This window comes from Crossiella cryophila, from assembly GCF_014204915.1.
Classification (GTDB): domain Bacteria; phylum Actinomycetota; class Actinomycetes; order Mycobacteriales; family Pseudonocardiaceae; genus Crossiella; species Crossiella cryophila.
On the sequence record NZ_JACHMH010000001.1, the window covers coordinates 9,606,590 to 9,631,951 of the forward strand.

27 protein-coding genes are annotated in these 25,362 nt (G+C 70.0%); 6 read left to right on the forward strand and 21 right to left on the reverse strand.

Annotated features, from left to right (window positions below; all coding sequences use genetic code 11):
- Positions 1–8 precede the first annotated feature (8 nt).
- From HNR67_RS41225 to HNR67_RS41245, 5 genes are read right to left on the reverse strand one after another with little or no spacing between them, the layout of a single operon-like run.
- On the reverse strand, positions 9–1,229 hold the full coding sequence (locus HNR67_RS41225) for a DUF4255 domain-containing protein (RefSeq protein ID WP_185009120.1): 1,221 nt from the start codon (positions 1,227–1,229) through the stop codon (positions 9–11).
- Positions 1,226–1,906: a hypothetical protein gene (locus HNR67_RS41230; protein ID WP_185009122.1), complete on the reverse strand. Its 681-nt coding sequence runs from the start codon at positions 1,904–1,906 to the stop codon at positions 1,226–1,228. Before HNR67_RS41230 ends, HNR67_RS41225 begins: the two co-directional genes overlap by 4 nt.
- On the reverse strand, positions 1,899–2,618 hold the full coding sequence (locus HNR67_RS41235; protein ID WP_185009124.1) for a hypothetical protein: 720 nt from the start codon (positions 2,616–2,618) through the stop codon (positions 1,899–1,901). The genes HNR67_RS41230 and HNR67_RS41235 overlap by 8 nt, the downstream gene beginning before the upstream one ends.
- A 4-nt stretch (positions 2,619–2,622) precedes the next feature.
- A complete protein-coding gene (locus tag HNR67_RS41240) occupies positions 2,623–3,147 on the reverse strand; it encodes a phage tail protein (protein ID WP_185009126.1) in 525 nt (174 codons plus the stop codon).
- Positions 3,148–3,155: 8 nt separating this feature from the next.
- Positions 3,156–5,048, reverse strand: coding sequence for a phage tail sheath family protein (locus HNR67_RS41245; protein ID WP_185009128.1), 1,893 nt, complete (start codon positions 5,046–5,048; stop codon positions 3,156–3,158).
- Positions 5,049–5,562: 514 nt separating this feature from the next.
- Between HNR67_RS41245 and HNR67_RS41250 the strand changes: the two genes are divergently transcribed.
- Both HNR67_RS41250 and HNR67_RS41255 read left to right on the forward strand, forming a co-directional pair.
- Positions 5,563–6,021, forward strand: a complete 459-nt coding sequence (locus HNR67_RS41250; RefSeq protein WP_185009130.1) for a helix-turn-helix domain-containing protein — start codon at positions 5,563–5,565, stop codon at positions 6,019–6,021.
- A 1-nt stretch (position 6,022) separates the two neighbouring features.
- Positions 6,023–6,577 (forward strand): PIN domain-containing protein, encoded by a 555-nt coding sequence (locus tag HNR67_RS41255; RefSeq protein ID WP_185009132.1) that lies wholly within the window; start codon positions 6,023–6,025, stop codon positions 6,575–6,577.
- An 81-nt stretch (positions 6,578–6,658) separates the two neighbouring features.
- On the opposite strand, the gene HNR67_RS41260 is transcribed toward HNR67_RS41255, so the two are convergent.
- Genes HNR67_RS41260 through HNR67_RS41290 form a run of 7 tightly spaced genes read right to left on the reverse strand, consistent with a single transcriptional unit; the run spans position 6,659 to position 14,686 of the window.
- Positions 6,659–7,339, reverse strand: a complete 681-nt coding sequence (locus HNR67_RS41260) for a response regulator (protein ID WP_185009134.1) — start codon at positions 7,337–7,339, stop codon at positions 6,659–6,661.
- Positions 7,336–9,927 carry a DUF4118 domain-containing protein gene (locus tag HNR67_RS41265; protein WP_185009136.1) on the reverse strand — a complete coding sequence of 864 codons (2,592 nt, stop codon included), beginning with the start codon at positions 9,925–9,927 and terminating at the stop codon, positions 7,336–7,338. The genes HNR67_RS41260 and HNR67_RS41265 overlap by 4 nt, the downstream gene beginning before the upstream one ends.
- The gene (locus tag HNR67_RS41270) at positions 9,927–10,538 is read right to left on the reverse strand and encodes a potassium-transporting ATPase subunit C (protein ID WP_185011720.1); all 612 of its coding nucleotides are present in this window, start codon (positions 10,536–10,538) and stop codon (positions 9,927–9,929) included. Before HNR67_RS41270 ends, HNR67_RS41265 begins: the two co-directional genes overlap by 1 nt.
- 11 nt (positions 10,539–10,549) lie before the next feature.
- Positions 10,550–12,691 (reverse strand): potassium-transporting ATPase subunit KdpB, encoded by a 2,142-nt coding sequence (gene kdpB, locus HNR67_RS41275; RefSeq protein WP_185009138.1) that lies wholly within the window; start codon positions 12,689–12,691, stop codon positions 10,550–10,552.
- Positions 12,688–14,349 carry a potassium-transporting ATPase subunit KdpA gene (kdpA, locus tag HNR67_RS41280; RefSeq protein WP_185009140.1) on the reverse strand — a complete coding sequence of 554 codons (1,662 nt, stop codon included), beginning with the start codon at positions 14,347–14,349 and terminating at the stop codon, positions 12,688–12,690. The genes kdpB and kdpA overlap by 4 nt, the downstream gene beginning before the upstream one ends.
- The gene (gene kdpF, locus HNR67_RS41285) at positions 14,349–14,447 is read right to left on the reverse strand and encodes a K(+)-transporting ATPase subunit F (protein WP_185009142.1); all 99 of its coding nucleotides are present in this window, start codon (positions 14,445–14,447) and stop codon (positions 14,349–14,351) included. The genes kdpA and kdpF overlap by 1 nt, the downstream gene beginning before the upstream one ends.
- Positions 14,444–14,686 carry a hypothetical protein gene (locus HNR67_RS41290; RefSeq protein ID WP_185011826.1) on the reverse strand — a complete coding sequence of 81 codons (243 nt, stop codon included), beginning with the start codon at positions 14,684–14,686 and terminating at the stop codon, positions 14,444–14,446. The genes kdpF and HNR67_RS41290 overlap by 4 nt, the downstream gene beginning before the upstream one ends.
- A gap of 160 nt (positions 14,687–14,846) precedes the next feature.
- Between HNR67_RS41290 and asnB the strand changes: the two genes are divergently transcribed.
- Both asnB and HNR67_RS46050 read left to right on the forward strand, forming a co-directional pair.
- A complete protein-coding gene (asnB, locus tag HNR67_RS41295; RefSeq protein ID WP_185009144.1) occupies positions 14,847–16,685 on the forward strand; it encodes an asparagine synthase (glutamine-hydrolyzing) in 1,839 nt (612 codons plus the stop codon).
- A 259-nt stretch (positions 16,686–16,944) separates the two neighbouring features.
- Positions 16,945–17,271 (forward strand): LysR family transcriptional regulator, encoded by a 327-nt coding sequence (locus HNR67_RS46050; RefSeq protein WP_086787003.1) that lies wholly within the window; start codon positions 16,945–16,947, stop codon positions 17,269–17,271.
- A 155-nt stretch (positions 17,272–17,426) separates the two neighbouring features.
- Here the strand turns inward: HNR67_RS46050 and mutM are convergent, their stop codons facing one another.
- The 6 genes from mutM to HNR67_RS41330 form a co-directional block, all read right to left on the reverse strand.
- Positions 17,427–18,296, reverse strand: a complete 870-nt coding sequence (gene mutM, locus HNR67_RS41305; protein ID WP_185009146.1) for a bifunctional DNA-formamidopyrimidine glycosylase/DNA-(apurinic or apyrimidinic site) lyase — start codon at positions 18,294–18,296, stop codon at positions 17,427–17,429.
- A gap of 239 nt (positions 18,297–18,535) precedes the next feature.
- Complete coding sequence (gene rnc, locus HNR67_RS41310) at positions 18,536–19,330, reverse strand: ribonuclease III (RefSeq protein ID WP_185009148.1); 795 nt, start codon at positions 19,328–19,330, stop codon at positions 18,536–18,538.
- 14 nt (positions 19,331–19,344) lie between these two features.
- Positions 19,345–19,527 (reverse strand): 50S ribosomal protein L32, encoded by a 183-nt coding sequence (gene rpmF / locus HNR67_RS41315; protein WP_185009150.1) that lies wholly within the window; start codon positions 19,525–19,527, stop codon positions 19,345–19,347.
- 2 nt (positions 19,528–19,529) lie between these two features.
- Positions 19,530–20,108 (reverse strand): YceD family protein, encoded by a 579-nt coding sequence (locus HNR67_RS41320; protein WP_185009152.1) that lies wholly within the window; start codon positions 20,106–20,108, stop codon positions 19,530–19,532.
- An 82-nt stretch (positions 20,109–20,190) separates the two neighbouring features.
- Positions 20,191–20,946: an SPFH domain-containing protein gene (locus tag HNR67_RS41325; protein WP_185009154.1), complete on the reverse strand. Its 756-nt coding sequence runs from the start codon at positions 20,944–20,946 to the stop codon at positions 20,191–20,193.
- Positions 20,947–21,054: 108 nt separating this feature from the next.
- The gene (locus HNR67_RS41330) at positions 21,055–21,474 is read right to left on the reverse strand and encodes a ribonuclease domain-containing protein (RefSeq protein WP_185009156.1); all 420 of its coding nucleotides are present in this window, start codon (positions 21,472–21,474) and stop codon (positions 21,055–21,057) included.
- Positions 21,475–21,548: 74 nt separating this feature from the next.
- On the opposite strand from HNR67_RS41330, the gene HNR67_RS41335 reads away from it, so the two are divergent.
- Positions 21,549–22,010: a GNAT family N-acetyltransferase gene (locus HNR67_RS41335; RefSeq protein ID WP_185009158.1), complete on the forward strand. Its 462-nt coding sequence runs from the start codon at positions 21,549–21,551 to the stop codon at positions 22,008–22,010.
- On the opposite strand, the gene coaD is transcribed toward HNR67_RS41335, so the two are convergent.
- The 3 genes from coaD to rsmD all read right to left on the reverse strand — a co-directional run bounded on the left by coaD (position 22,007) and on the right by rsmD (position 24,788).
- Entirely contained in the window at positions 22,007–22,507 is a 501-nt protein-coding gene (gene coaD, locus HNR67_RS41340; RefSeq protein WP_185009160.1) for a pantetheine-phosphate adenylyltransferase, read from the reverse strand. The two genes, HNR67_RS41335 and coaD, sit on opposite strands and share 4 nt — an antisense overlap.
- A 121-nt stretch (positions 22,508–22,628) precedes the next feature.
- A complete protein-coding gene (locus HNR67_RS41345) occupies positions 22,629–23,993 on the reverse strand; it encodes an RNA polymerase sigma factor (protein WP_185009162.1) in 1,365 nt (454 codons plus the stop codon).
- Between the two features lie 240 nt (positions 23,994–24,233).
- On the reverse strand, positions 24,234–24,788 hold the full coding sequence (gene rsmD, locus HNR67_RS41350; RefSeq protein WP_185009164.1) for a 16S rRNA (guanine(966)-N(2))-methyltransferase RsmD: 555 nt from the start codon (positions 24,786–24,788) through the stop codon (positions 24,234–24,236).
- Positions 24,789–24,870: 82 nt separating this feature from the next.
- Between rsmD and HNR67_RS41355 the strand changes: the two genes are divergently transcribed.
- Positions 24,871–25,287 carry a helix-turn-helix domain-containing transcriptional regulator gene (locus HNR67_RS41355; RefSeq protein ID WP_185009165.1) on the forward strand — a complete coding sequence of 139 codons (417 nt, stop codon included), beginning with the start codon at positions 24,871–24,873 and terminating at the stop codon, positions 25,285–25,287.
- The last annotated feature ends 75 nt before the right edge of the window (positions 25,288–25,362 follow it).

The window sequence follows — 25,362 nt, forward strand, 5'->3', positions numbered from 1 at the left end:
CCCTCTCCTCAGCCGGTGATCTCCACGCTGGGTCCGGTGAACGCGCCGCCCGCGAAGTCCAGCGGGCTCTGCGCGCCGTCCACCTGCACCCGCACCAGGTAGCGGCCTGCCACCACGTTCTTGATCGGCACGATCAGCTCCCGCACCGGCTCGGGCACCCCGACCAGCGGGAACGGCGCGGTGAACTGGTAGCTGCGGGCCCGCGCCCCGGTGCCGTCAAGCAGCAGCTGGGCGCGCTGGTCGGCCTCGACCGGGATGTCCAGCCGCAGCCACACGCCCTGCCCGCGCCGTTCCGCGCGCAGCACCCTCGGCCGCCGGACATAGGGCGCGGCCGTGGATTCCAGCAGTGGCCGCGGCTCGCCGGCCGGGTCGAGCTGGACCGGGTAACGCAGCTGCACGGTGTGCACGCCTGGCGGCAGGTTGGGGGGCTGGCCGAGCACCACCTGGGCGTCGGAGATCCGGCGCACCGGCGCGACCAGCCCGCCGACCAGCGCCACCGGGTCCGGGCGGCCGAGGTTGAGCCCGATCAGCACCAGATCCCGGTCCGCGGTGATCGGCCCGGTGTCCGGCGGCGTGCCCTGATCCGCGCCCGGCGGCAGCGAGAGCACCTGCTCCACCACCGGCCGGACGAACGGCTCGACGTGGATGTGCCTGCGCAGCACCGGTTTCCCGGCCTGCGGGGTGCTGCGGCCGTCCACCAGCACCAGCGAGGCGAGGTAGTGCAGCGACACCGCGTACGGCGTCTGGAACAGCATCGACCACAGCTTCGACTGATCGTCCAGGTCGAGCTGGGCCGGGGTGAACCGGACCTTGTGCGGACTGGCCGCCAGATCGCTGCCTGCCAGGTGCGGGTGGAACAGCACCGCGTCCTCGATGTCCTTGCGGGCCAGGATCGGGTCCTCGTGCAGCGCCCGCACCACACTGCCCAGCAGCCGCTGCGGCAGCGCGCTGGCCTCCTCGCCGTAGAAGCTGATCAGGTAGTGCAGGTCCAGCGCGGCCTGCGGTTTGCGCAGCACCGCGCCGTCCGGGCCGCGGGTGGGCGCGTCCGCGTTGCGCAACGAGCCGTTCGGGGTGACCTGGTAGAGGAACACCGAGATCATCGGGTCCGACGGCGGATCGGCCGGCGGCTTCTGCGGGTTGACGTTGACCGCGATCCCGACGTCCAGGGACCGGGCCAGGTAGCCGCACAGGGCGTGCGTGACGGTGGCGATGGCCAGTGTGTTGCTCATCGGTCACCGCCGAGGTACTCGGCCAGTCCCAGCCCCGGTTCCGCCCGCCGCGACCGATCGCGTTGCCGGGCAACGGGATCCGGTGCGGTGGCGGTGACCTCGAGCCTGCCGATGCTGACCGTCACCGCCGGCGGCGCGGGTTCCGGCCCGCGCCGCCGCCGGGGAGTCACCGCGGCCTGGGGTCGAGGCCCAGGCCGCGGTGGGGCTGCGGGGCCGACCGATGCGGCTGGGGATTCCACATCGGCCGGCCCGTGGGGTGGAGCGGCGGTAACCGGGATCCGCCGCTCCGTGATGGTCTCGTTGACAGAACGGATCTCCTGGCGCACGGGTTCAACCACCGTGCGCACCGGCAGCAGCGCCGGCGTCGACACCGGCTCGGCCCAGGTGGACGCGGTCACCGGCGGGCCTGCCGTCGGTGAGTGCACCGGAGCCGGTTCCGCCGCTGGTGCGGCGGCCGGTGGTGGGACGGCGCGCGGCGCTGCCGCCGGGCTCCCCGGACCTGCGACGGCCGGGGTGGTGGCCCGCGGTGCCTCGGCGGAGTCGGGTTCCGCCGCCGCGGGTACGGAGGTCTCGAAGAGCTGGTTCAGCCTTGGCCGCACCGGGGTGGCGTCGGTGGGCAGGCCCGCGCCGGGCAGGCAGCGGGCGAGCAGGCGGTCGAGGAAGTCGGGTTCAGTCATGTCCCACCAGCTCCAGGTAGTAGCGGCGGCGGGTGGGGCTCAGCGCGAGCACCTCCGGCTCGGTCCAGCCGTAGGCCCCGGCCAGGGCGTGCACGTCCAGCAGCAGGCCGCGGGCCCAGGAGTCGAGTTCGGCCCACAGGTAGGCGGCGATGTCCAGCAGTGCCCTGGCCCGGCTGCCGCAGGCCACGCAGGGCACGTCGAGCAGCACCTCGGCGGCCGGGTCGAGTCCGGCGGCGGCCGCGGCCACCGCGGTCCGCGCCGACGGCGGGAGGTCGTCGGCGCCGACCGGGTGGCCGTCCCAGGTGGCGGTCAGCACGATCCGCCGCAGCAGCGCGGTCCGCGCGTCCCGGCCGGCCGCGCCGGCGGCGAGCACGTCGGCCGGGGTCGGCGGGCGCACCCGCACCCGGTAGCCCTCGTGTTCGACCCACACCGGTTCGGCGGTCGAGCCGATGGCCAGCACCGCGCCCGCGGTGAAGTCGAACTCCAGTTCCTCGGCGCAGTCCGGGCAGGACAGCCGCCCGTTGAGCCGGTCGCCGAAGAGTTCCCGGCGCAGCCCGAACAGCTCGCGGTCCCGCTGCCCCACCGGGGCCGCGAGCAGTTCGGTGGCACCGGCCGCCGGGCGGGCCAGCCGGTGCAGCAGGAGCGCGCGCTGGGTGTGTCCGGCCGCCAGCCCGCGCTCCCAGGCATCCAGCAGCTCGCTCGCGGCCGCCATCGGCTCAGGCCGGGTTGCTCAGCGACGGTTCCTCTGGTTCGGCGACCTCGTAGTCCCGTTCCCAGCCCTCGCATTCCAGCTTCAGGCTCTGGATGGCGACCGCGTTGGCGTTCGCGTCCAGCTCGCCCAGCACCTGGTACTCACTCGGCCAGGCCCGGTAGACCTTGTAGGCCAGCGCGACCTGCCCGGACTCGTTGAGCACCTGGATGACGATGTCCTTGCGGAAGTCCCGCAGCGACATCTCCGCGCCGCGGCCCTGCCCGACCAGCCAGACCTTGTTGGCCCAGCGGTCGAAGTCCGGGTCGTGGGTGACCCCGCGTTCCAGCGTGATCGCCTCGAACTCGGTGCGGCCCGCGGACTTGCGCGGTGAACTGGCGTCGCCGCCGCTGCGGTGCTTGACCACCTCGGTGGTGCGCTTGAGCGGACTGATCTTGGACACGCCTGCCACCACGCGGCCGTCGCAGACCACCAGGAACTTGAAGTTCTTGTACGGGTCGAACCGCTGCGGGTTGACGGTGAACTCGGCCATGAGTACCCCTAGACCTCGATCTGTCCGGCGAGCTGCTCGATCTTGATGATCACGAACTCCGCCGGTTTCAACGGGGCGAAGCCGACCAGGACATTCACCACGCCGCTGTTGATGTCGTTCTGCGTCGTGGTGTCCTTGTCACATTTCACGAAGTAGGCGTCCCTGGCCGAGGTGCCCTGGAATGCGCCGCGTTCGAACAGCGAGTGCATGAATGCGCCGACATTCAGTCGAATTTGCGCCCAGAGCCGTTCGTCGTTGGGTTCGAAAACCACCCACTTCGTGCCGCGATACAGACTTTCCTCGATCATCAGCGCGGTACGCCGGACCGGCACGTACTTCCACTGCGATGGGGTCGCGTCCGCACCGTCGAGGGTGCGCGCGCCCCAGACCACCGGGCCGATCACCGGGAAGGACCGGACGCAGTTCACGGCCAATGGGTTGAGCAGGCCGTTCTCCGGATCGGTCATCGGCACGGTGAGGCCCTGCACCGAGTTGAGCCTGGTCTCGGTGCCGGCGGGGGCCTTCCACACGCCGCGTTCGGCGTCGGTGCGGGCCATCACGCCTGCCACCGCGCCCGAGGGCGGGAAGGCACGCAGCCGGCCGCTGAGCGGGTCGAGCAGTTGCAGCCGGGGGAAGTAGAGCGCGGCGTGATCGCTGCGGACCGAGCCGAGCCGGTGCAGGTTGGCCCGCACCGCGTCCACGCTCGACCACGCGGCCGGGGCGTCCACCAGCAGGAACATCCGTTTGGACCGGCACAGCCTGGTGGCGTGGCCGAGCACGTCGACCATCCTGGTGAGGTCGGTGTCGCCGGGCAGCGCGGCGGCCTCGGGCAGTGCGAGCAGGCCGACGTCGTCGACATCGCGCAACGCGTAGAGCCCGGTCTTGGCGCCCTCGTTGCCGATCAGCTCGGTGTGTCCGGGCAGCGCGCCGTCCTCGCCGGGCCTGCCGGGGGCCTGGGCCTCGGTGTCCACCCCGCCGAAGGCGTAGGCGGTGACGTTGCGGCCGGCGCCGAAGCCGAGGTTGTTGCCGACCGAGCCCTCCAGCTTGAGCACCACCCCGGCGTCGGAGGTGCCCGCGACGACCTGCAGCCGGTGCCCGCGCACGGTGACGGTGGCCGCGCCGTAGGTGCGATCGCCGGGGGTGTCCGGCAGCGTGCGCAGCTTGTTCTCCAGCAGCAACGCCAGCTCGATCAGGTTGGCGGGCTTGGGATCGCCGGATTTGAGCAGGGTCAGTTTGTGCACCGTCGACCCGCCGAGCACGGAGACCTCCAGCTCACCGGAGGGGTCGGGCACGGTGCCGGCGAACTTGGCCGAGTTGGTGCCGACCGGGTCCGGCCGCTGGATGGGCTCGGGGTCGTTGTCCACGGTGAGGGTGACCAGCCGGGAACTGCCGTTGACCACCGCGGCGACGTACCGTTCGTGGTCGGCGTCCATGGACAGGTCGGCGTAGCTCTCCCGCTGCCCACTGGGGTGGCTGAGCTGGAGGTTGAAGGTGGCATCCGGCGTCGGAGTACCGTGATCGACACTGACTCGAAGCCCGTTTCCCCAGGTCCCGGGCTCGCGGGCACGTAAGGTGAGCACCCGTTTCTTCCCGGCGTCGGCCCGGCTGTAGATGCCGGCGGTGGCGTGCCCGGCGCCCTTGGCGACCCGGACGATCACGGCGACGGTGCCACCGTTGAGGAAGAACTGCTGTACGGCGTAGCTGACCGCGCTGGCGCCGGCCAGGCCGCCGAAGCGACGCTCGAAGTCGGCGAAGCTGGTGATCGTGACGGCCTCGTTGACCGGGCCGCGGCTGGTGTAGCCGACAAAGGCGGTCACCGAGGTCGAGACCGCGGCGACCGTGCGGACCCGGCTGGGCAGCTCCTCGATGTAGACGCCTGGATAGGTCGGCGTGACGGGCATGCCACCTCCATTCCTCGAAACAGCGGCGTTCAAGGAAAAGAGCACATGCCGAATAAGACCCCCAGAAACCACGCCAACGCCGGACCAACCGCCACGAGCAATTGATCACGTCAGAACGCGGTACGTGCCGGGATCCCCACCCCTTTTCCCCTCACACAACGGCCACACAAGGACCGTCGCCCAGTTTTGTGCCGCCCGCGGACAGGTGTCAACCGCTTCTGTGCTTATGGTGCCCGGAAGAGCAGAGGATGACTCGAACGGCCCAACCAAGCCACAACCAGGACCATTCGGCCCATTCCCGGGTACTTAATCAAGTAAGTCCCGGACAGCCGATCATGCGGTTACCCCGGCGAATTCCCGGCAGCACACACCAGGCCCGCCGGGCTCAGCCCAGCCCGCGGGCCCGTCCGGCCGAACACCCCCTGGACCGGGCCGGCAGCCGCCCCCACGCCCCCACCCGAGGTTGCGTTCACTGCGTTTGTTGCGGATACTGCGTTTAGCGGAGGAGGCATCCATGACGACACTGGCGAACGACCAGGTGCAACCGGACGAGGGCGACGTCCGGACCGCGGACGCCGCCCTGGCCAGGGTCACCGACTACCTGGCCAGTCATCCCGACGGCCCCAACGAGATCCGCCTGCGGGTGGCCGAGGACGGCGAGGAGCTGATCGTGCCGCGCGCCGCGGTCGAACTGTTCGCCCGGATCCTGGCGCACATGGCCGCGGGCCAGGGCGTCTCAGTGGTGCCCACCAACGCCGAACTGACCACCCAGCAGGCCGCCGACCTGCTGAACGTCTCCCGCCCGTACCTGATCGGCCTGCTCGACGCCGGCGAGATCGACTACCGCAAGGTGGGCAAACACCGCCGGATCCGGGTCACCTCGCTGCTGGGGTACCTGCGGCGTGACGACCAACGTCGACGCGAGGCGGCCGACGAGCTGACCGCGTTGACCCAGGAGATGGGTTTGACCTGAGTTGTCCTTCGTCGTGGTCTACGACGCGTGTGTGCTCTACCCCAGCACACTGCGCGACCTGCTGATCCGCATCGCCCGCGCCGGCCTGGTGCAGGCGAAGTGGACCAACCGGATCCTGGACGAGGTCTTCGACAGCCTGCGCACGCACCGGCCCGACCTGGCCCCGGACGCGCTCGCCCGCACCCGCAAGCTCATGGTGTGCGCGGTCAGGGACTGCCTGGTGACCAACTACGAACCGCTCGAAGCCGGACTCGAACTCCCCGATCCCGACGACCGGCACGTGCTGGCCGCCGCGATCAAGGCCCGCGCGCAGGTGATCGTGACCAACAACCTCAAGGACTTCCCGCCGGGCCAGGTCGGGCAGTGGGACATAGAGGCGAAGTCCGCCGACGACTTCGTGCTGGACCAGATCGACCTCGACGCCAAGGTCGTGTGGAACTGCGTCCAGCAGATCGCCGACGCGCGCCGCCGCCCACCGGAACGCCCCGAGGACACCCTGCTCGCCCTGGAACGCAACGGCCTGATCCGCTCAGTAGCCGCCCTCCACCGCGCCTGACCCGACCGCGCGTGTTGGCCGTTCTCGTACCCCGTGTTGGCCGTTCTCGTACGCCGTGTTGGCCGTTATGGGACGCGCGGCTCAGGGCTCGAAGCGGTACCCCATCCCCGGCTCCGTCAACAGATGCCGCGGGTGCGCGGGCTCCGGTTCCAGCTTGCGCCGCAACTGCGCCAGGTACACCCGCAGGTAGTGCGTCTCCGTCGCGTAGTTCGGCCCCCACACCTCCTGCAACAACTGCCGCTGCGCCACCAACCGTCCCCGCCCCCGCACCAGGACCTCCAGCACCCCCCACTCCGTCGGCGTCAGGTGCACCTCCGCCCCGTCCTTGAGCACCTTCTTCGCCGCCAGGTCCACCGAGAACGAGGCGGTCTGCACGACCGGCTGTTCCTCCTCGCCGGAGTTGCTCGCGCGGCGGACCGCGGCGCGCAGCCGGGCCAGGAGTTCGTCCATGCCGAAGGGCTTGGTGACGTAGTCGTCGGCGCCGGCGTCCAGGGCCTCGACCTTGTCGGTGGAGTCGGTGCGGGCGGAGAGGACCAGGATGGGGACCCTGGTCCAGCCGCGGAGGCCGGAGATGACCTCGGTGCCGTCGATGTCGGGCAGGCCGAGGTCCAGGACCACCACGTCGGGTTTGCCCTCGGCCGCGGCCTTCAGCGCGGAGGCGCCGTCGTGTGCGGTCAGCACCTGGTAGCCACGGGCGGTCAGGTTGATCCGCAACGCCCGCACGATCTGCGGTTCGTCGTCGACGACCAGGACCTTGGTCATCCGGCGCTCTCCTCTTCGGCCATCCGGTACGCGGGCAGCGAGATCACCACGGTGAGCCCGCCCCCGGGGGTGTCCTCGGCGTGGATGCTGCCACCCATCGCCTCGGTGAATCCCTTCGCCACGCTCAACCCCAGGCCCACGCCCCGGGTGTCGCGATCGTTCAAACGCTGGAAGGGCTGGAACACGGTGGCGGCGGCGCCCTTGGGCAGGCCGGCGCCCTGGTCGACGATGCGCAGCTCGACCCGTTCGGCGTGCGCGCTGGCCCGCACCGCGACCACGAACCCGTCCCGGCCCGGTTTTCGGCCGTGCCGCAGCGCGTTGTCCACCACGTTCGCGATCACCCGCTCCAGCAGGCCGACGTCGGCGCACACCGGGACCAGGCTCTCGTCCACGTCGACCTCGACCTTCGACGGGTCGTCCACACTGCGCAGCGCCCTGGCCACCACCTCGTAGTAGCCCACCGCGCGCAGCTGCGGCTGCACCGCGCCGGTGGCCAGCCGGGAGGAGTCGAGCAGGTTGTCCACCAGCCCGACCAGCCGGTCCGCCGATTCCTCCACCGTGGCCAGCAGATCCGCGGTGTCCACTTCGGACAGACGGAGTTCGGGGTCACGCAGGCTGCTCACCGCGGCCTTGATCGAGGTCAGCGGGGTGCGCAGGTCGTGGCCCACCGCGGACAGCAGCGCGGTGCGCAACTCGGTGGTGGCCGCCTTCTGCTCGGCGGCCGCGGTCTTCACCGTCAGCCGCTGCTGCCGCAACGCCAGCAACGCCTGCCCGGCCACCGCCTCCAGCAGCCCCCGGTCCGCCGCGGGCAGCGCCCGGCCCTTGAGCGCCAGGTGCACCTCACTGCTGATCACCACGTCCACATCGGCCTGGTCCGGATCGGTGGCCGGATCGGGACCGACCGCGGCGACCACGTACCACTCGTCGTCCTCGCGCTCCTCCAGCATGGCCGCGGAGCTGAGCCCGAAGTTCTCGGTGATCTTCTCCAGCAACCGTTGCAGTGGCTCGCGATGGGTCAGCACGGTGCGCGCGTAGGAAGCCAGCAGCGCCGCCTCGGTCCGCGCCTTGGCCGCCTGTTCGGCCCGCCGCCCAGCCCGGTCCACCACCAGCGCCACCAGCACCGCGACCAGCACCATCGCGATGATGGTGATCACGTTCTCCTCGTTGGCGATGTCCAGGGTGTACAGCGGCGGGCTGAAGAAGAAGTTCAGCAGCAACCCGCTGAGCACCGCGGTCAGCACCGCCGGGCCGAGGCCGCCGATCAGCGCGACCACCACCACCGCGAGGAAGTAGCCGACCACGTCGGTGGAGATGCTCAGCGTCTCCTCGGCCAGCAGCCCGATCGCGGTGACCGAGGCGGGCAGCAGCACCGCGGCGAACCAGCCGAAGGTCTTGCGCCACGGGCTCAGCACGCCCCGCGCTGGCCCGTGGTGCCGCCGCAGCACACCGCCCGCGTGGTCGTGGGTGACCATGTGCACGTCGATCGGCCCGGAGTCCTGCACGGTGCGCGAGCCGACGCCCTCGTCGAAGGCGCGGGCCAGCCAGCTGCGCCGGGAGGTGCCCAGCACCAGCTGGGTCGCGTTGACGCCGCGGGCGAAGTCCAGCAACGCGGTCGGCACGTCGTCGCCGACCACGGTGTGGAAGGTCGCGCCCACGTCGTCGGCGAGCTTGCGGCAGCGCGCCACCGCCTGCGCGGGCGCGCCGGCCAGCCCGTCACTGCGCAGGATGTGCAGTGCCAGCAGTTCCGCGCCAGCCCGGTTGGCGATCCGGCTGGCCCGGCGGATCAGCGTCTCGCTCTCCGGTCCGCCGGTCACCGCGACCACCACCCGTTCCCTGGTCTCCCAGGTGTCGGTGATCTCGTGCTCGGCCCGGTAACGCTGCAACGCCACGTCGACCTGATCGGCCACCCACAACAGCGCCAGCTCGCGCAACGCGGTCAGGTTGCCCGGCCGGAAGTAGTTGCCCAGCGCCGCGTCGATCTTGTGCGCTGGGTAGATGTTGCCGTGCGCCATCCGCCGCCGCAGTGCCTCCGGGGTGACGTCGACCAGCTCGACCTGTTCGGCCCGCCGCACCACCTCATCCGGCACGGTCTCCCGCTGCGGCACCCCGGTGATCCGCTGCACCACGTCGTTGAGGCTCTCCAGGTGCTGCACGTTCACCGTGGAGAGCACATCGATCCCGGCGTCCAGGAGTTCCTCGATGTCCTCCCAGCGCTTGGTGTTGCGCGAGCCGGGCACGTTGGTGTGCGCCAGCTCGTCCACCACCGCCACCTCGGGCGCGCGCGCCAGCAGCCCGTCGATGTCCAGCTCGGTCAGCTCGACCCCACGATGGCTCATCTCCTTGCGTGGCAACACCTCCAGCCCGCGCACGAGTTCCGCGGTCTTCTCCCGGCCGTGCGTCTCGATGTAGCCGACCACCACATCCGTGCCACGCTCCACCCGCCGGTGCGCCTCGCACAACATGTCGTAGGTCTTGCCGACGCCCGGCGCGGCGCCGAGGTAGATGCGCAACTCACCTCGGCGCCGCCGCTTGCCGTAGTGCTCGCTCACGTCCTCAGTCTGCACCTGGACCAGCCTGATCCTGGGCATCAACGCCGTGCGGCCTGCACGGCGAGGTTGAGCTTGAGCACGTTGACACCGGGCTCGCCGACGCCCTTGACCGTGTTCTCCTCGATCAGCCGCCGCACGGTGGCCGGGTCGACCCCGTTCTCCCTGGCCACCCGAGGTGCCTGGAGTCCGGCGTAGGCCGGGCTGATGTGCGGGTCGAGCCCGGAGGCCGAGGCGGTGACCGCGTCCGCCGGGATCTTGCCCGCGTCCACCTGCTCGCGGGCGGCGATCGCGGTCTTGCGGTCCTGCACGGCCTTGAGCAGGTCCTCGTTGTCGCCCGCCCGGTTGGAACCGCCGGAGCTGGCGGTGTCGCCGGGGCTCGGCTCGTCCTTGGTCAGCGCCGAGGGCCGGTTGTGGAACCAGCGGTCCTGGGTCGGATCGTTCTTGGCCCGCTCGTCCACCAGGTCGATGCCGATCAGCTCGGACCCGACCGGCCGGCCGTTCTGGTAGATCAGCGAGCCCTCCGCGTTGGCCGAGAGGCCAGGCAGCCGCCCGATGCCCCAGATGGCCAGCGGGTAGACCACGCCGAGCAGCACGGTCAGCACGAGCAGGACGCGCAGCCCGGCCATGGTCTGCTTCCAGAGGGTGGAGATGGTGTGCACGTTCAGCCCCCGAATCCAGGGATGAGAGCGACCAGCAGGTCGATCAGCTTGATGCCGAGGAACGGCGTGATGATGCCGCCGACGCCGTAGATCAGCAGGTTCCGCCGCAGCAGCGCGGAGGCGCTGGACGGGGTGTACTGGACGCCCTTGAGCGCCAGCGGGATCAGCGCGATGATGATCAACGCGTTGAAGATCACCGCGGACATGATCGCCGACTGCGGGGTGGCCAGCCGCATGATGTTGATCGAGTCCAGCTGCGGGTAGATGGCCATGAACATCGCGGGCAGGATGGCGAAGTACTTCGCCAGGTCGTTGGCGATGCTGAAGGTGGTCAGCGCGCCGCGGGTGATCAGCATCTGCTTGCCGATCTCCACGATCTCGATCAGCTTGGTCGGGTCGGAGTCCAGGTCGACCATGTTGCCGGCCTCCTTGGCCGCGGCCGTCCCGGTGTTCATCGCCACCCCGACGTCGGCCTGGGCCAGCGCGGGCGCGTCATTGGTGCCGTCGCCGGTCATCGCGACCAGCCGCCCGCCCTCCTGCTCCTTGCGGATCAGGGCCATCTTGTCCTCGGGCTTGGCCTCGGCGAGGAAGTCGTCCACGCCCGCCTCGGCCGCGATCGCCTTGGCGGTCAACGGGTTGTCGCCGGTGACCATGACGGTGCGGATGCCCATCGCGCGCAGTTCGGCGAACCGCTCGCTCATGCCGGGCTTGACCACGTCGGAGAGGCGGATCACCCCGCGCACCAACGCTTTCCCGCCCTCGACCTCGGCCACCACCAGCGGCGTGCCGCCCTCGGCGGAGATCCGGTCCACGATCACCTGGACGTCCTCGGGGATCGCGCCGCCGTGCTCGGCCACCCAGGCCCGCACCGCGCTGCCCGCACCCTTGCGCACCCACCGGTCCCCGATGTCGATCCCGCTCATCCGGGTCTGCGCGGTGAACGGCACCGACTCGGCCGCCGCCTCCACCGCCGATGCCTCCGCGGCCAGACCGAACTCCCGCACGCACAGCTCGACGATGCTGCGGCCTTCCGGCGTCTGGTCGGCCAGGCTGGCCAGCCGCGCGGCCGCGGCCAATTCGTCCACAGTGGACCCTGGCACCGGCAGCAGCTCGGTGGCCCGCCGGTTGCCGAAGGTGATGGTGCCGGTCTTGTCCAGCAGCAGCACGTCGATATCGCCGGCGGCCTCCACCGCGCGGCCGGACTTGGCCAGCACGTTGCGCTGCACCAGCCGGTCCATGCCCGCGATGCCGATCGCGGAGAGCAGCGCGCCGATCGTGGTCGGGATCAGGCAGACCAGCAGCGCCACCAGCACGATCACCGACTGCTGCGAGCCGGAGTAGGCCGCCATCGGCTGCAGTGCCACGACCACCAGCAGGAAGATGATGGTGAGCACGGAGAGCAGGATGGTCAGCGCGACCTCGTTCGGCGTCTTCTGCCGCTCGGCGCCCTCGACCAGCGCGATCATCCGGTCGACGAAGGTCTCCCCCGGCTTGGAGGTGATCCGCACGATGATCCGGTCGGAGAGCACGGTGGTGCCGCCGGTCACCGCGGACCGGTCGCCGCCGGACTCGCGGATCACCGGCGCGGACTCACCGGTGATGGCCGACTCGTCCACGGTCGCGATGCCGTCCACGATGTCGCCGTCGCCCGGGATGACCTGACCGGCCTCGACCAGCACCAGGTCACCCGGCGCCAGCTTGTTGGCCGCGATCTCCTCCACGGTCAGGCTGGTGGCCTTGGCCGCGCCGGTCACGTTCAGCCCCGGCAGCAGCCGGAAGGCGACCGTGTCGGTCTTCATCCTGCGCAGCGATTCGGCCTGCGCCTTGCCCCGGCCCTCGGCCACCGCCTCGGCCAGGTTGGCGAAGAGCACGGTGAACCACAGCCAGGCCGCGGTGGCGATGCTGAACCCGCTGGGCTCGGCCACGGCGAAGGCCGTGCTGAGCACCGAGCCGATCCACACCACGAACATCACCGGGTTGCGCAGCTGGTGGCGGGGGTCGAGCTTGCGCAGCGCGTCCGGCAGCGAGGTCAGCAGCTGCCTGGGGTTGAACACACCGGCGGAGATCCGCCCGGTGCGCTCGGCGTGCACGTGCTGTGCCTGCGCCGGGGTGCGCTGGGGGTTTTCCTTGGTGGGGGCGGTCATGACAGGGCCTCCGCAATGGGACCGAGGGCCAGCGCGGGCAGGAAGGTCAGCGCGGCGACGAGGATGACGGTGCCGGTGAGCATCCCGGCGAACAGCGGTCCGGAGGTGGGCAAGGTGCCCGCGGTGGCCGGATGCCGCTTCTGCTGGGCCAGCGAGCCGGCCAGCGCGAGCACCGCGAGGATCGGCACGAACCGGCCGAACAGCATCGCGATGCCCAGTGCGACCTGGAAGAAGTCGCTGGTGGCCGTGAGCCCGCCGAAGGCGCTGCCGTTGTTGTTGGCCGCCGAGGCGAAGGCGTAGAGCACCTCGGAGAGCCCGTGCGAGCCGGAGTTGGTCAGCGCCACCTTCAGCTCACCCGGCAGCGACAACGCGGTCCCGGCGCCGATCAGCACCATGGTCGGCATGGCCAGCATGGCGATGGCCGCGGCGGTGATCTCCCGGCGTCCCAGCTTCTTGCCGAGGTACTCCGGGGTGCGGCCGACCATCAGTCCGGCCAGGAAGACCGCGATCACCGCGAGCACCAGGATGCCGTACAGGCCGGCGCCGACCCCGCCCGGCGCGACCTCGCCGAGCAGCATGTTCAGCAGGGTCACCCCGCCGCCGAGGCCGGTGAAGCTGTCGTGCAGCGAGTTGACCGCGCCGGTGGAGGTGCCGGTGGTGGCCACCGCGAACAGCGAGGAGCCGGGGATGCCGAAGCGGACCTCCTTGCCCTCCATGGCCGCGCCCGCGGCGAGCGAGGCGACCCCGTTGGGGTTGCTCTCCGCCCACCAGGCCACCGTGGTCAGCACCGCGAACAGCAGGCCCATCACGCTGAGCAGCACGTAGCCCTGCCGGACGTCCTTGACCAGCTTGCCGAAGGTGCGGGTGAGCGCGACCGGGATGAGCAGGATCAGGAAGATCTGGAACAGGTTGGTCCAGGAGTTCGGGTTCTCGAACGGGTGGGCGGAGTTGGCGTTGAGGACGCCGCCGCCGTTGGTGCCCAGTTCCTTGATCGCCTCCTGGCTGGCCACCGGGGCCAGCGCCAGCACGTGCTGCTGGCCGTCCGGGGTGGTCACGGTGACGCCGGAAGACAGGCTCATCACCGCGCCGAAGGCGAGCAGCACGATCGCGGCCACGATGGACAGCGGCAGCAGGATGCGCACACTGCCGCGCACCAGGTCCACCCAGAAGTTGCCGAGCCGGTCGGTCTTGGCCCTGGTGAACCCGCGCACCACGGCCACCGCGACCGCCATGCCCACCGCGGCGGAGACGAAGTTCTGCACGGTCAGCCCGGCCATCTGCACCGAGTGGCCCATGGTCGCCTCTGGCACGTAGGACTGCCAGTTCGTGTTGGTCACGAAGCTGACCGCGGTGTTGAACGCGGTGGCCGGGTTGATCTCCCGGTCGAAGCCGAAGGGCAGCCAGCCCTGGAAGCGCTGCATCAGGTACAGCACCGCGACCGAGGCGAAGGAGAAGCCGAGCACAGCGGCGGCGTAGGTGGTCCACCGTTGCCCGGCGCCCGGGTCCACCCGAACGATCGCGTAGATGCCACGCTCAAGGCGCCAGTGCTTCTCGTCCTCGTACACCCGGGCCATGTAGTCGCCCAGCGGGCGGTAGGCGGCCGCCAGCAGCACGAGCAGGAGCACGACCTGGATCAGGCCGGTCCACAGGGAGGTCATCAGAACTTCTCCGGTCGGATCAGGGCGACGAACAGGTAGACGAGCAGGAACAGCGCGACCACCCCGCCCACCAGGTTGAACACGGCGGCGGTAGTCACAACCGCTCCAATCCGCGCAGCGTCAGCGCCAGCACCAGAAAGCCACCGATCAGCAGCACCGCGAAGGCCAGGTCGGCCATCTGCGCGCTCCCCTCTCGACTAGGTCGTTCGACATCGGGCGTCAGCGTGCATGCCGGTTTCAGGGCGCTGACCGGGCCTGATGACTCCTTGACGCCACCGACGGTCGCATTGACGTGATCTTTACGCGCCCGGTGAGCCACCTCTCGCCCGTTTTCCACCCTTCGAGGGGATCCGATGGTCGGATGCGGTTACGTAGCGCATACATGCGAGTGGCCGACTCACTCGTCTGGCAACGGGTCTGCTCGGCGGAACCAACCCGTCTCAGAAGTGGGTAACTTCCCAGTCCAAGGCTGGGGGACAAGCGCGAGGAGGCGCGTCATGTGCGGAGTGACCGGCTGGGTCTCCTACGACCGGGAGCTGACCGCGCACACGGTCACCCTCCGTGCCATGACCGCGACCCTGGCCGCACGCGGCCCCGACGGCGAAGGCGTATGGACCGCCCGGCACGCCGGGCTGGGCCACCGCCGCCTCGCCGTGATCGACCTGCCCGGCGGCGCGCAGCCGATGGTCGCCGAGACCCCGGCCGGCGCGATCGCGCTCTCCTACAGCGGCGAGGTCTACAACCACCGCGAACTGCGCGCCGAACTCCAGCGCCGCGGCCACCGCTTCCGCACCGCCAGCGACACCGAGGTCGTGCTCACCGCCTACCTGGAGTGGGGCGAGGACCTGGTCGAGCACCTCAACGGCATGTACGCCTTCGCCGTCTGGGACGACCGAACCGAACGGTTACTGCTGGTCAGGGACCGGCTCGGGGTCAAACCGATGTTCATCTACCCCACCGCCGACGGCCTGCTCTTCGGCTCCGAACCCAAGGCCATCCTGGCCAATCCGCTGGCCCGCAAGGCGCTGGGCGAGGACGGGCTGCGGGAGATCTTCGGCTTCGTCAAGATGCCCGGCTCCGCGATCTGGCACGGCATGCGCGAGCTGAAACCCGGCACGCTGGCCGTGCTCGACCACAACGGACTGCGCGAGCGGGTGTACTGGCGGGTCGAGGCGATGCCGCACCCGGACAACGCGGCCGAGTCCGTCGAGCACGTGCGCGAGCTGCTGCACGACATCATGCGCCGCCAGCTCGTCGCCGACGTGCCGCAGTGCGTGCTGCTCTCCGGCGGCCTGGACTCCAGCGTGCTCACCGCGCTGGCCGCCGAGGTGCTGCACGAGCGCGGCGAGATCCCGCGCACCTTCGCGGTCTCCTTCGCCGGCGAGCAGGACGGCTTCGTGCCGCACGTGCTGCAGGACAGCCTGGACGCGCCGTTCGTCCGGCAGGTCGCCCGGCACGTGGGCACCGAGCACACCGACATCGTGCTCGACCACACCGCGCTGGCCGACCCGGACAACCGCGCGGCCGCGGTCACCGCACGCGATCTGCCCACCGGCATGGGCGAGATGGACGTGTCGCTGCTGCTGCTCTTCCAGGCCGCCAGGGCCCGCTCCACGGTCGCGCTCTCCGGCGAGTCCGCTGACGAGGTCTTCGCCGGGTACTGGTGGCAGCACGACCCGGCGGCCCAGCAGGCGCCGATCTACCCGTGGATCGCCGGCATCGGCGGCGCGCAGAGCCAGACCCGCCCGATGATCAACGCCGGACTGGCCGCGCGGATGGACATCCCGGGCCACCTGGTGGGCGGCTACGCCGACGCGCTGGCCCAGGCCCCGGTGCTGGACACCGACGATCCGCGCGAGCAGCGGCTGCGCCGGATCTGCCACGTGCACCTGAGCCAGTTCCTGACCAACATGCTCGACCGCAAGGACCGGATGAGCATGGCCGTCGGGCTGGAGGTCCGGGTGCCCTTCTGCGACCACCGGCTGGTGGAGTACGTCTACAACGCGCCGTGGGCGCTGAAGACCTTTGACGGCAAGGAGAAGAGCCTGCTGCGCGGGGCCGCGCGGGGCCTGCTGCCCAGCACCGTGCTGGAGCGCCGCAAGAGCCCCTACCCCTCCACCCAGGACGTGAAGTACCTGCTCGCGGTGCAGGACCAGCTGCACGAGCTGCTGAGCCGCCGGGACGCCACCGTGTTCGAGATCATCGAGCGGGACTGGGTGCGCGCGGTGGCCACCACCGACCCCGCGCTGATCGACCGCGCTACCAGAGCGTTCCTGGAGCGACTGCTCGACATAACGATGTGGCTGGACATATACCGCCCCGAGATGCGACTGTGATGACGTACTAGGCGAACGAGTGTTCGGCGTTCCCCGCAGCCGGTTGTCCGGTGCTATGCCCGATCTGCTCACTACTTAGCGGCGTCTCACGGCGCACAGTAGTGAACCGGGAGTAACTTTGTACTCCGCTCGGAGGTACGGGTACCCAAACGGTGGACTTCCACATGAGCCGTTGGTAATGTCCTCATTATGGCGTGATCCGGGGCACTTCTCCCGGGCACGTGGGGCCCTTAGCGCAGCGCGACACTGGGGAGAAACAATGCACGAGCGGGAGTTCCGGGCTTTCGTCTCGATTGCGGACCTCGGCCGTATGGACCTGGCGGCGAAGTCCCTCGGGTATTCACAGCCCGCAATCAGTTACCAGATCAAGTCTCTAGAGCAGTCCCTCGGGACCAAGCTGTTCACCCGCGATCCCGCGGGCGCACGGCTGACCAGGGAGGGTCAGATGATCCTCCCGTCGGTCCGGGCGGTCCTGATGCTGATCGACAGCATCAAGGAGCTGTCGGTTCGCCCAGGTGAGCCCAGCCCCGCGACCAGCTTCGAGTGGGCGACCAGCCAGCTTCGCAGCCAGTTGAAGTCCGGCTGACAACAAGATCAACTGCACCATCGGGTGGGCGGTCCGGCTCTCGGACTCGCCCACTTTTTTTGTTCACGAGACTAAGCAGTTCACAAAATGAAACAGCGTGGCGTAAACTACTTTGGCGTAAGTTGACGTTTCTCCCAGAGAAACTTGGGATAGATTTAACGTTGACCGCTAACCGGGGGCCGCTGACAAACCCGGCAGAAATACGAAGACCTGTTCATAAACGGCTCACGCGCGATCAGCGTCCCACAGCGCGGGCACGGCTGCCCAGTCTTTCCGTAAACGGCGAGCGAACGGTCGAAGTATCCCGACTGTCCGTTCACGTTTACGTAGAGTGAATCGAAGGACGTCCCACCAGCACCCAATGCCTCCGCCATGACTTCGGTGGCGGCGGCCAGGACCAGGCGGGCAGCCGGACGGGTCAGGCCGGCGGTCGGACGGGCCCAGTGCAGCCGAGATCTCCAGAGAGCCTCGTCCGCGTAGATGTTGCCGATGCCGGACACCAGGGTCTGATCCAGCAGCGCCCGCTTCAGCTCGGTGCGCTTGGCCCGCAGCGCGGCCACCGCCCGCTCCGGGTCGAAGGCAGGATCCATCGGATCCCGGCCGATGTGGGCCACCGGATCCGGCAACAAGGTGCCGTCCACCTCGGCCAGCTCGGTCACCGCGAGCCCGCCGAAGGTGCGCTGGTCGACGAAGCGCAGCTCCGGCCCGCCGTCGGCGAAGCTGATCCGCACCCGCAGGTGCTTCTCATCCGGCGTCCCCACCGGCTGCACCAGCATCTGCCCGCTCATGCCGAGGTGGGTCAGCAGCGCCTCGGTCCGCCCGTCGAGTTCCAGCCACAGGTACTTGCCCCTGCGCACCGCCGCGACCAGCCCGCGCCCGGCCAGCCGACCGGCAAAATCCAGCGGACCCGGCTCGTGCCGCCGGATCGCCCTGGGGTGCAGCACCTCGACCGCGGCCATGGTGCGGCCGACCACATGCCGGTCCAGACCGAGCCGGACAACCTCCACCTCGGGCAACTCAGGCACGCCGACTCCCTCCGCACACTCCGCCAACCGGCCGAGTCGTTGACAACGCTGTTTAGAAACTCACCCGGATGCCACCAGGAAGCCCGTAACGGCCCCTGAGAGGCCCGTGGACGAGCGAAGTCGGGCGACGGGTTCAGGCACCTAGGGAAAACGTCAAAGACGCGTCAAGTGCCCTTGACGCGTCTTTGAGTGAAGTCGATGTGAACTTGGGAGCGGCAGTGCGAACGACCAGCCGGGAGCTAGCCCCCGGCCTTGCCGTTGCCCTCCGCCTTGCCTGCGGACTCGGCGGCGGCCGCCTTCTCCTCGGCGGCCACCCGAACCTGTTCGGAGAGCGTGCGCCAGGCCGCCTCGGCGGCCTTCTGCTCGGCTTCCTTCTTGGTCCGGCCGTCGCCGTTGCCCAGTCCGCGCCCGCCAACGAGCACGGTGGCCACGAACTCCTTGCGGTGGTCCGGCCCTGACTCGTCCACCCGGTACTCGGGCACGCCGAGCGCGGCCGCCGCGGTCAGTTCCTGGAGGCTGGTCTTCCAGTCCAGACCGGCGCCCCGCAGCGGGGCCTCGGCCAGTGGACGGTCGAACAACCGGTGCACCAGGTCCCGCGCGGGTTCCACCCCGTGTTGCAGGTAGACCGCGCCGATCACGGCTTCCAGCCCATCGGCCAAGATGCTCGCCTTGTCCCGGCCGCCGGTGAGTTCCTCGCCCTTGCCCAGCAGCAGGTGCGCACCCAGCCCGCCGGGGCCCAGCTCACGAGCCACCCCGGCCAGCGCGTGCATGTTCACCACGCTGGCCCGGAGCTTCGCGAGCTGGCCCTCCGGCAGATCCGGGTGGGTGCGGTACAGGTGATCAGTGATCACCAGTCCGAGCACCGCGTCCCCCAGGAACTCAAGCCGTTCGTTGGGGGGCAACCCGCCGTTCTCGTACGCGTACGAGCGGTGGGTCAGCGAGAGGGTGAACAGCTCGGCGTCGAGATCGACGCCGAGCGCCTTCAGCAGCAGGCTGCGGTCACTTGGCTGGCCTCGGGATCCCTTGCTTCCCATGCCTGCCCGCCCGGTCAGGCCGGCCGGGCGACCTGGCGGCCGTCGTACTGGCCACAGGTGGGGCATGCGGTGTGCGGGAGCTTCGGCTTGCGGCACGCACGGTTCTCGCAGGCGACCAGCGTCGGCGCGGTGGCCTTCCACTGGGCCCGCCGCGAACGCGTGTTGGACCGCGACATACGGCGCTTCGGAGCGGCCACGACTAGTTCTCCTCCTCGGTCCCGCCGAACCGCTTCTGTAGCGCGGCCCAGCGAGGATCCATCGTCTCATGCGTGTGGTTCGGGCCGAGATCGGCCCACTTGCCGCCGCACTCCGGACACAATCCCTTGCAGTCCGGCGCGCACAGCGGCGAGGACGGCAGCGCGGTCAACAGGCTGTCGCGCACCGCCGGTTCGAGGTCGATCAGGTCGTCGACGACCCGGCTGACCTCGTCTTCGTCCGTGCTCTCGTCCGTGGCGCTGTTCGGGTAGGCGAACAGCTCGGTGACCCTGATCTCGACCTCGCCGGTGAACGCGTCGAGGCAGCGGGAGCATTCGGCCGTGGTCGGACCGGCCACGCTCCCGGTGATCAGCACACCCTCCACGACCGCCTCGGCCAGGATGTCGACCTCGACTTCCTCGCCAGGGGCCAACCGGATCAGGTCCAGGCCGAAATCGCCCTCGGTGGTCACCGTGCGGTGGTACCTGCGGCTGAGGCCGGCGCGACGGCCAAGGTCCCTGGTGTCGATGACCCAGGGCCCGGACGGGGTGCGCCGAAGTTCGGCTGAGTGGTGCTTGGACATGCTCACAGTCTTCATACGAGTCTCGCCACACGTGACTCGTGCAGCCTGAACAGCGTACGGGACAAGCCCGCGCAGACGGAAATCAGCGGCGCGTGCGGCCGCCGACCTCCTCCTCACGGTAGCCGTCCTGGTAGTCGAATGGCACCGGGGCCGGCCCGCCGATGGGCCCGCGCAGCTGCTGGCGGCCCTTGGTCACGGTGCGCAGGGTGCGCCCGAGCAGCTCCTCGAAATCGGCCAGCTTGCTGTCCACGTAGGCGTCGCACTCGCTGCGCAGCCGGTCGGACTCGCCGTTGGCGCTGTCGACCAGGCGGGAGGCCTCGGCGTGCGCGGCCCGCACCACCTCGGTCTGCTCGATCTGGCGGGCCTGCTCGGCGCGGCCCTCTTCCACGGCCCGCTCGTAGCTGGTGCGCCCGGCCTGGATCATCCGGTCGGCCTCGTCCTGGGAGCGGCCGACCAGGTCCTCGTACTCGCGGCGGCCAGCGGTGACGGTGCGCTCGGCCTCGGCCTGGGCCTCGGAGACCATCCGCTCCGCGCGGGCGCGGGCCTCGGCGAGCATGTGCTCGGCCTCGGCCCGCGCCTGCGACACGGTCTGTTCCGCCTCGGCCCGCGCGGAGCCGACGGACTGCTCGGACTCGGTACGGGCCTTGGTCAGCACCTCGTCCCGGTGGTCCAGCACGTCCTGCGCGTCGTCCAGTTCCGCCGGAATGGCGTCGCGCACGTCGTCCAACAGCTCAAGGACGTCGCCGCGCGGCACCACGCAACCGGAGGTCATCGGGACTCCCCGTGCCTCCTCGACGATGGTGACCAGCTCGTCGAGCGCCTCGAACACCCGGTACACGTCGCACTCCTCGCCCCTGGACCACGGTTACCCCTTCAGTGTGCCGTGTCCGGCCTTGCGGGTGACGCAGCCGGGGGCGTGTCCACCGAGGTTTGTCCGGGAGGTTGCCTAGGCGTTGATGTTGACCAGCACGAACGAGCGGTAGTGATCGGCGGTGTAGAAGAACTCGTTGGCGTTGCCCTTGACGATCCGGCGGGCGCCGCGGTGGCTGACGCCGGGGGTCTTCACGGTGTACTCGCGGTAGTACCCGCCCGAGCACAGCGGCAGCAGCCGCTCCCGGTTCTGGAAGACGGTGTTGTCCTGCGGGTAGGGGTAGGGCCCACCCTTCTTGATCAGGTTCACCGTGTCCCTGGCCTGTGCGGGCAGGGTGGACAGGTTGGACCGCCGGAACCCGGAGGTGTCCCCGCAGGCCGCGCTCACCGACAGCGTGTCGGCGACGGCGGAACCCGCGACGGGCACGAGCAGGGAGGCCAGCGTGATCAGGGCGGCGAGCAGGGTTTTCACTGCACGAGATGTGATCTGGCTCATGAGCCTCGAAGCTAACGATTGCGAATGATCGTCAACAGACATCGAGTTGAACCTTCGATGGCAGGCTTGGGGCCATGACTTCTGGGGTACAGCCGGAGTTCCGGCGGGCGGTGCAGGCCGACGTGGCCGCCATCGTGGCCATGCTGGCCGATGACAAGCTGGGCGCCGGCCGGGAACGGCCGGGCGATCCGGCCTACCTGAACGCGTTCAAGGCGATCGATGAGGACCCGCACCAGCTGCTGCTGGTCGCCGAGGCCGACGGCGAGGTGGTGGGCACCTTGCAGCTCACCTTCATCCCCGGGCTGTCCAGGCTGGGCATGAGCCGGGCGCTGATCGAGGCGGTCCGGGTGAACAAGCACCAGCGCGGCGGCGGCCTTGGCCAGCGGATGGTGGAGTTCGCCATCGCCGAGGCCCGGCGGCGTGGCTGCGGTCTGGTCCAGCTGACCACCGACGCCAGTCGCGAGCACGCGCAGCGCTTCTACGAGCGGCTCGGGTTCGTCGGCAGCCACATCGGGATGAAGCTGGCGCTGGACTAGTCCAGGTCCTTCTCCGCCCGCCGCTCGGCCAGGCGCTTGGTGAGCGCCTCGTTGACCAGCGGCGGGAGCAGGTGGGAGACGTCGCCGCCGTAGGTGGCGACCTCCTTGACCAGCGAGCTGGACAGGAAGCTGTAGAGCGGGTTCGTGGAGACGAACAGCGTGTCCACGCCGGAGAGCTGGTGGTTCATCTGGGCCATCTGCAGCTCGTAGTCGAAGTCGCTGACCGCGCGCAGGCCCTTGACGATCGCCCGGATGTCATGGGTGCGGCAGTAGTCCACGAGCAGGCCGTGGAAGATGTCGATCCGCACGTTGGTCAGGTGCGCGGTCGCCTCGGTGAGCATGTCCATCCGCTCTTCGACGGTGAACAGCCCGCGCTTGCTCTTATTGATCATGACCGCGACGGTGACCTCGTCGAACTGGCCGGCGGCCCGCTCGATGATGTCCAGATGTCCGTTGGTGGCCGGGTCATAGGAGCCGGGGCACACGGCACGCCTCATAAGGCCGGACCGTAGCAGCCCACTCGCCGTGTGCCACCGGTCGTGCGGGGGTTGGTGGGAAATGCCACAGGGCCCACCCCGACGATCGGCGGTGGGCCCTGCACAGGCGATGTGGTGTGCTCTAGTCGAGGTAGTCGCGCAGCACCTGGGAACGCGACGGGTGCCGCAGCTTGGACATCGTCTTGGACTCGATCTGGCGGATCCGTTCCCTGGTCACGCCGTAGACCTGGCCGATCTCGTCCAGGGTGCGCGGCTGGCCGTCGGTGAGCCCGAAGCGCAGCCGGACCACGCCCGCCTCGCGCTCGGACAGCGTGGCCAGCACCGACTGGAGCTGGTCCTGCAGCAGCGTGAAGGAGACCGCGTCCACGGCCACCACGGCCTCGGAGTCCTCGATGAAGTCACCGAGCTGCGAATCACCCTCGTCGCCGATGGTCTGATCCAGCGAGATCGGCTCTCGCGCGTACTGCTGGATCTCCAGGACCTTCTCTGGCGTGATGTCCATTTCCTTCGCGAGCTCTTCGGGGGTGGGCTCGCGACCCAGGTCCTGGAGCAGCTCACGCTGTATGCGGCCGAGCTTGTTGATCACTTCCACCATGTGCACCGGGATGCGGATGGTGCGGGCCTGGTCGGCCATGGCCCTGGTGATGGCCTGCCGGATCCACCACGTGGCGTAGGTGGAGAACTTGAAGCCCTTGGTGTAGTCGAACTTCTCCACCGCGCGGATCAGGCCCAGGTTGCCCTCCTGGATCAGGTCCAGGAAGGCCATGCCGCGGCCGGTGTAGCGCTTGGCCAGCGAGACGACCAGGCGGAGGTTCGCGCCGAGCAGGTGGTTCTTGGCCTTCTCGCCGTCCCGGACGATCCAGCGGAGATCGCGCCGCATCTGGGCGGCGAGCTTCTCCTCTTCCTCCTCGGCCTTGCGCAGCCGCTCCACCGCGTAGAGACCGGCCTCGATCCGCTTGGCGAGTTCGACCTCCTCCTCCGCGTTGAGCAGCGCGACCTTGCCGATCTGCTTGAGGTAGGCGCGGACGGAGTCGGCGGAGGCGGTGAGTTCGGCGTCCTTGCGGGCCTGCCGCAGCGCCTCGGACTCCTCCTCGTCCCAGACGAAGTCGCCGGACTTCTGCGGCTCCTCCTCGGCGGGCTCTTCCTCGACCGGCTCGTCGACGACGACGAGATCGGCCTCGTCCACCAACTCCTCGTCGCCGGGCATCTCCTCGAGGTCGCCAGGCTCCTCGCCCTCACCGGGCTTGCCGGTGCCCTTGGCGCCCTTGGCTGCCGGACCGGGCTTGGCCGCGGTCTTCTTCGCCGGAGCCTTAGCCCCGGCTGCTGGCTTCTTGGCCGCTGGCTTCTTGGCCGCGGCCGGCTTCGCAGCGCTCTTCCGCGCCGTGCCCGGCGTGGTAGTCTCCTCGGCGTCAGCAGCCTGGGCTGAAGCGGACTTGCTCGCCTTGGCGACGCTGGAGCGTTGAGTTGCGGTTTCTGCGGCTGCCACGTACGCCCTTTCGCAACGGTCATCACAGTCGGCGGGGGCACGAAGCCACAGCCGTCAGGATTCGGGGGAGAGCCTGAGGCCGGAGGAGCTCGGGGGGTTCAATCCCGGGCCTCGACCCTTGGCACGCGTTCCATTGTAGCGACGGTCGGGCCCGGTTGTTGCGCGCCGTCACGACCAAGCCCCGGTTCGCCAGCGTTATCCCTGCTAGATGGCGGATGATTCTTCGCACGCCACCCTGCGTCAGGCCCACTCCGCCCAGTGCACGGCGGTGTCGCCGTACTTGCGCGTGCGCAGCCCCACCAGCGGCTCCGGCCAGTCCACGCCGCCGTCCCGAGCCGCCCGCTCGACCAGCACCAGCGCCCCGTTCGTGACCCATCCGTTAGCCACCAGCGCCGCCAGCGCCGCGGTCAGCGCGGCCCCGTCCACGGCGTAGGGCGGGTCGGCGAAGACCACGTCGTAGGGCGCGCTCGCGGGCAGAGCCAGCGCGGAGCCGACCGCGGTGGCCCTGACCTCGGCGCCACCCAGCCCGACGGCGGCGACGTTGGCCCGCAGCACGTCCGCGGCCCGCCGATCGGACTCCACGAACAACGCGTGCCCCGCCCCCCGGGAAAGCGCCTCCAGCCCGAGCGCCCCCGACCCCGCGTAGAGGTCGAGCACCCGCGCCCCGTCCAGGTCCAGCGCCGCCTCCAGCGCACTGAACAACGCCTCCCGCACCCGCTCGGAGGTCGGCCGCGTCCCCTTGGGCGGCACGGCCAGCCGCCGCCCACCCGCCACCCCAGCCACAATCCGCGTCACGGGCCCATCATCGCTGACCAGGCCGATCAGGCCACACGCGTAACATTTATGGTACGGTCAGGCGGAGATGGAGGTGGTCCGGATGAGTAGACAGTTCTGGGCGGATCTGGCTGAGGACCTGAAGGATCCGGAGTTCCTGCGCGAATACGTCACCGAGTCCGTGCGGATCGCCACCGTCGACGCGATCATCAACACGGTCGACGAGGCCCTGCGCCGGGAACGCCTGTCCAAGGCGGACCTCGCCAGGGCGATCGGCACGCAACCCGCGACGGTGCGACGGCTGCTGTCGGCCCGCAACGTCAACCCCACGCTGGGCACGGTCGCCGAGGTGGCGGCCGTACTCGGCCTACGCCTGACGCTGGAACCCATCCCGGAGTCGGATCGGGAGATCATCACCGACCCGCTGCGCACCGGCGAGGCCACGGACGCGCGGCGGGCGGCGCAACGGCTGACCGAGATGCGCACCTGCCGCGCCCAGCAGGACGCGGTCTGCTGCTGACGGGCCACCCCATCCGGCGTGTTGGCCGTTCTGGTACGGCGTGTTGGCCGTTGTTGTACGGGGTGTTGGCCGTTG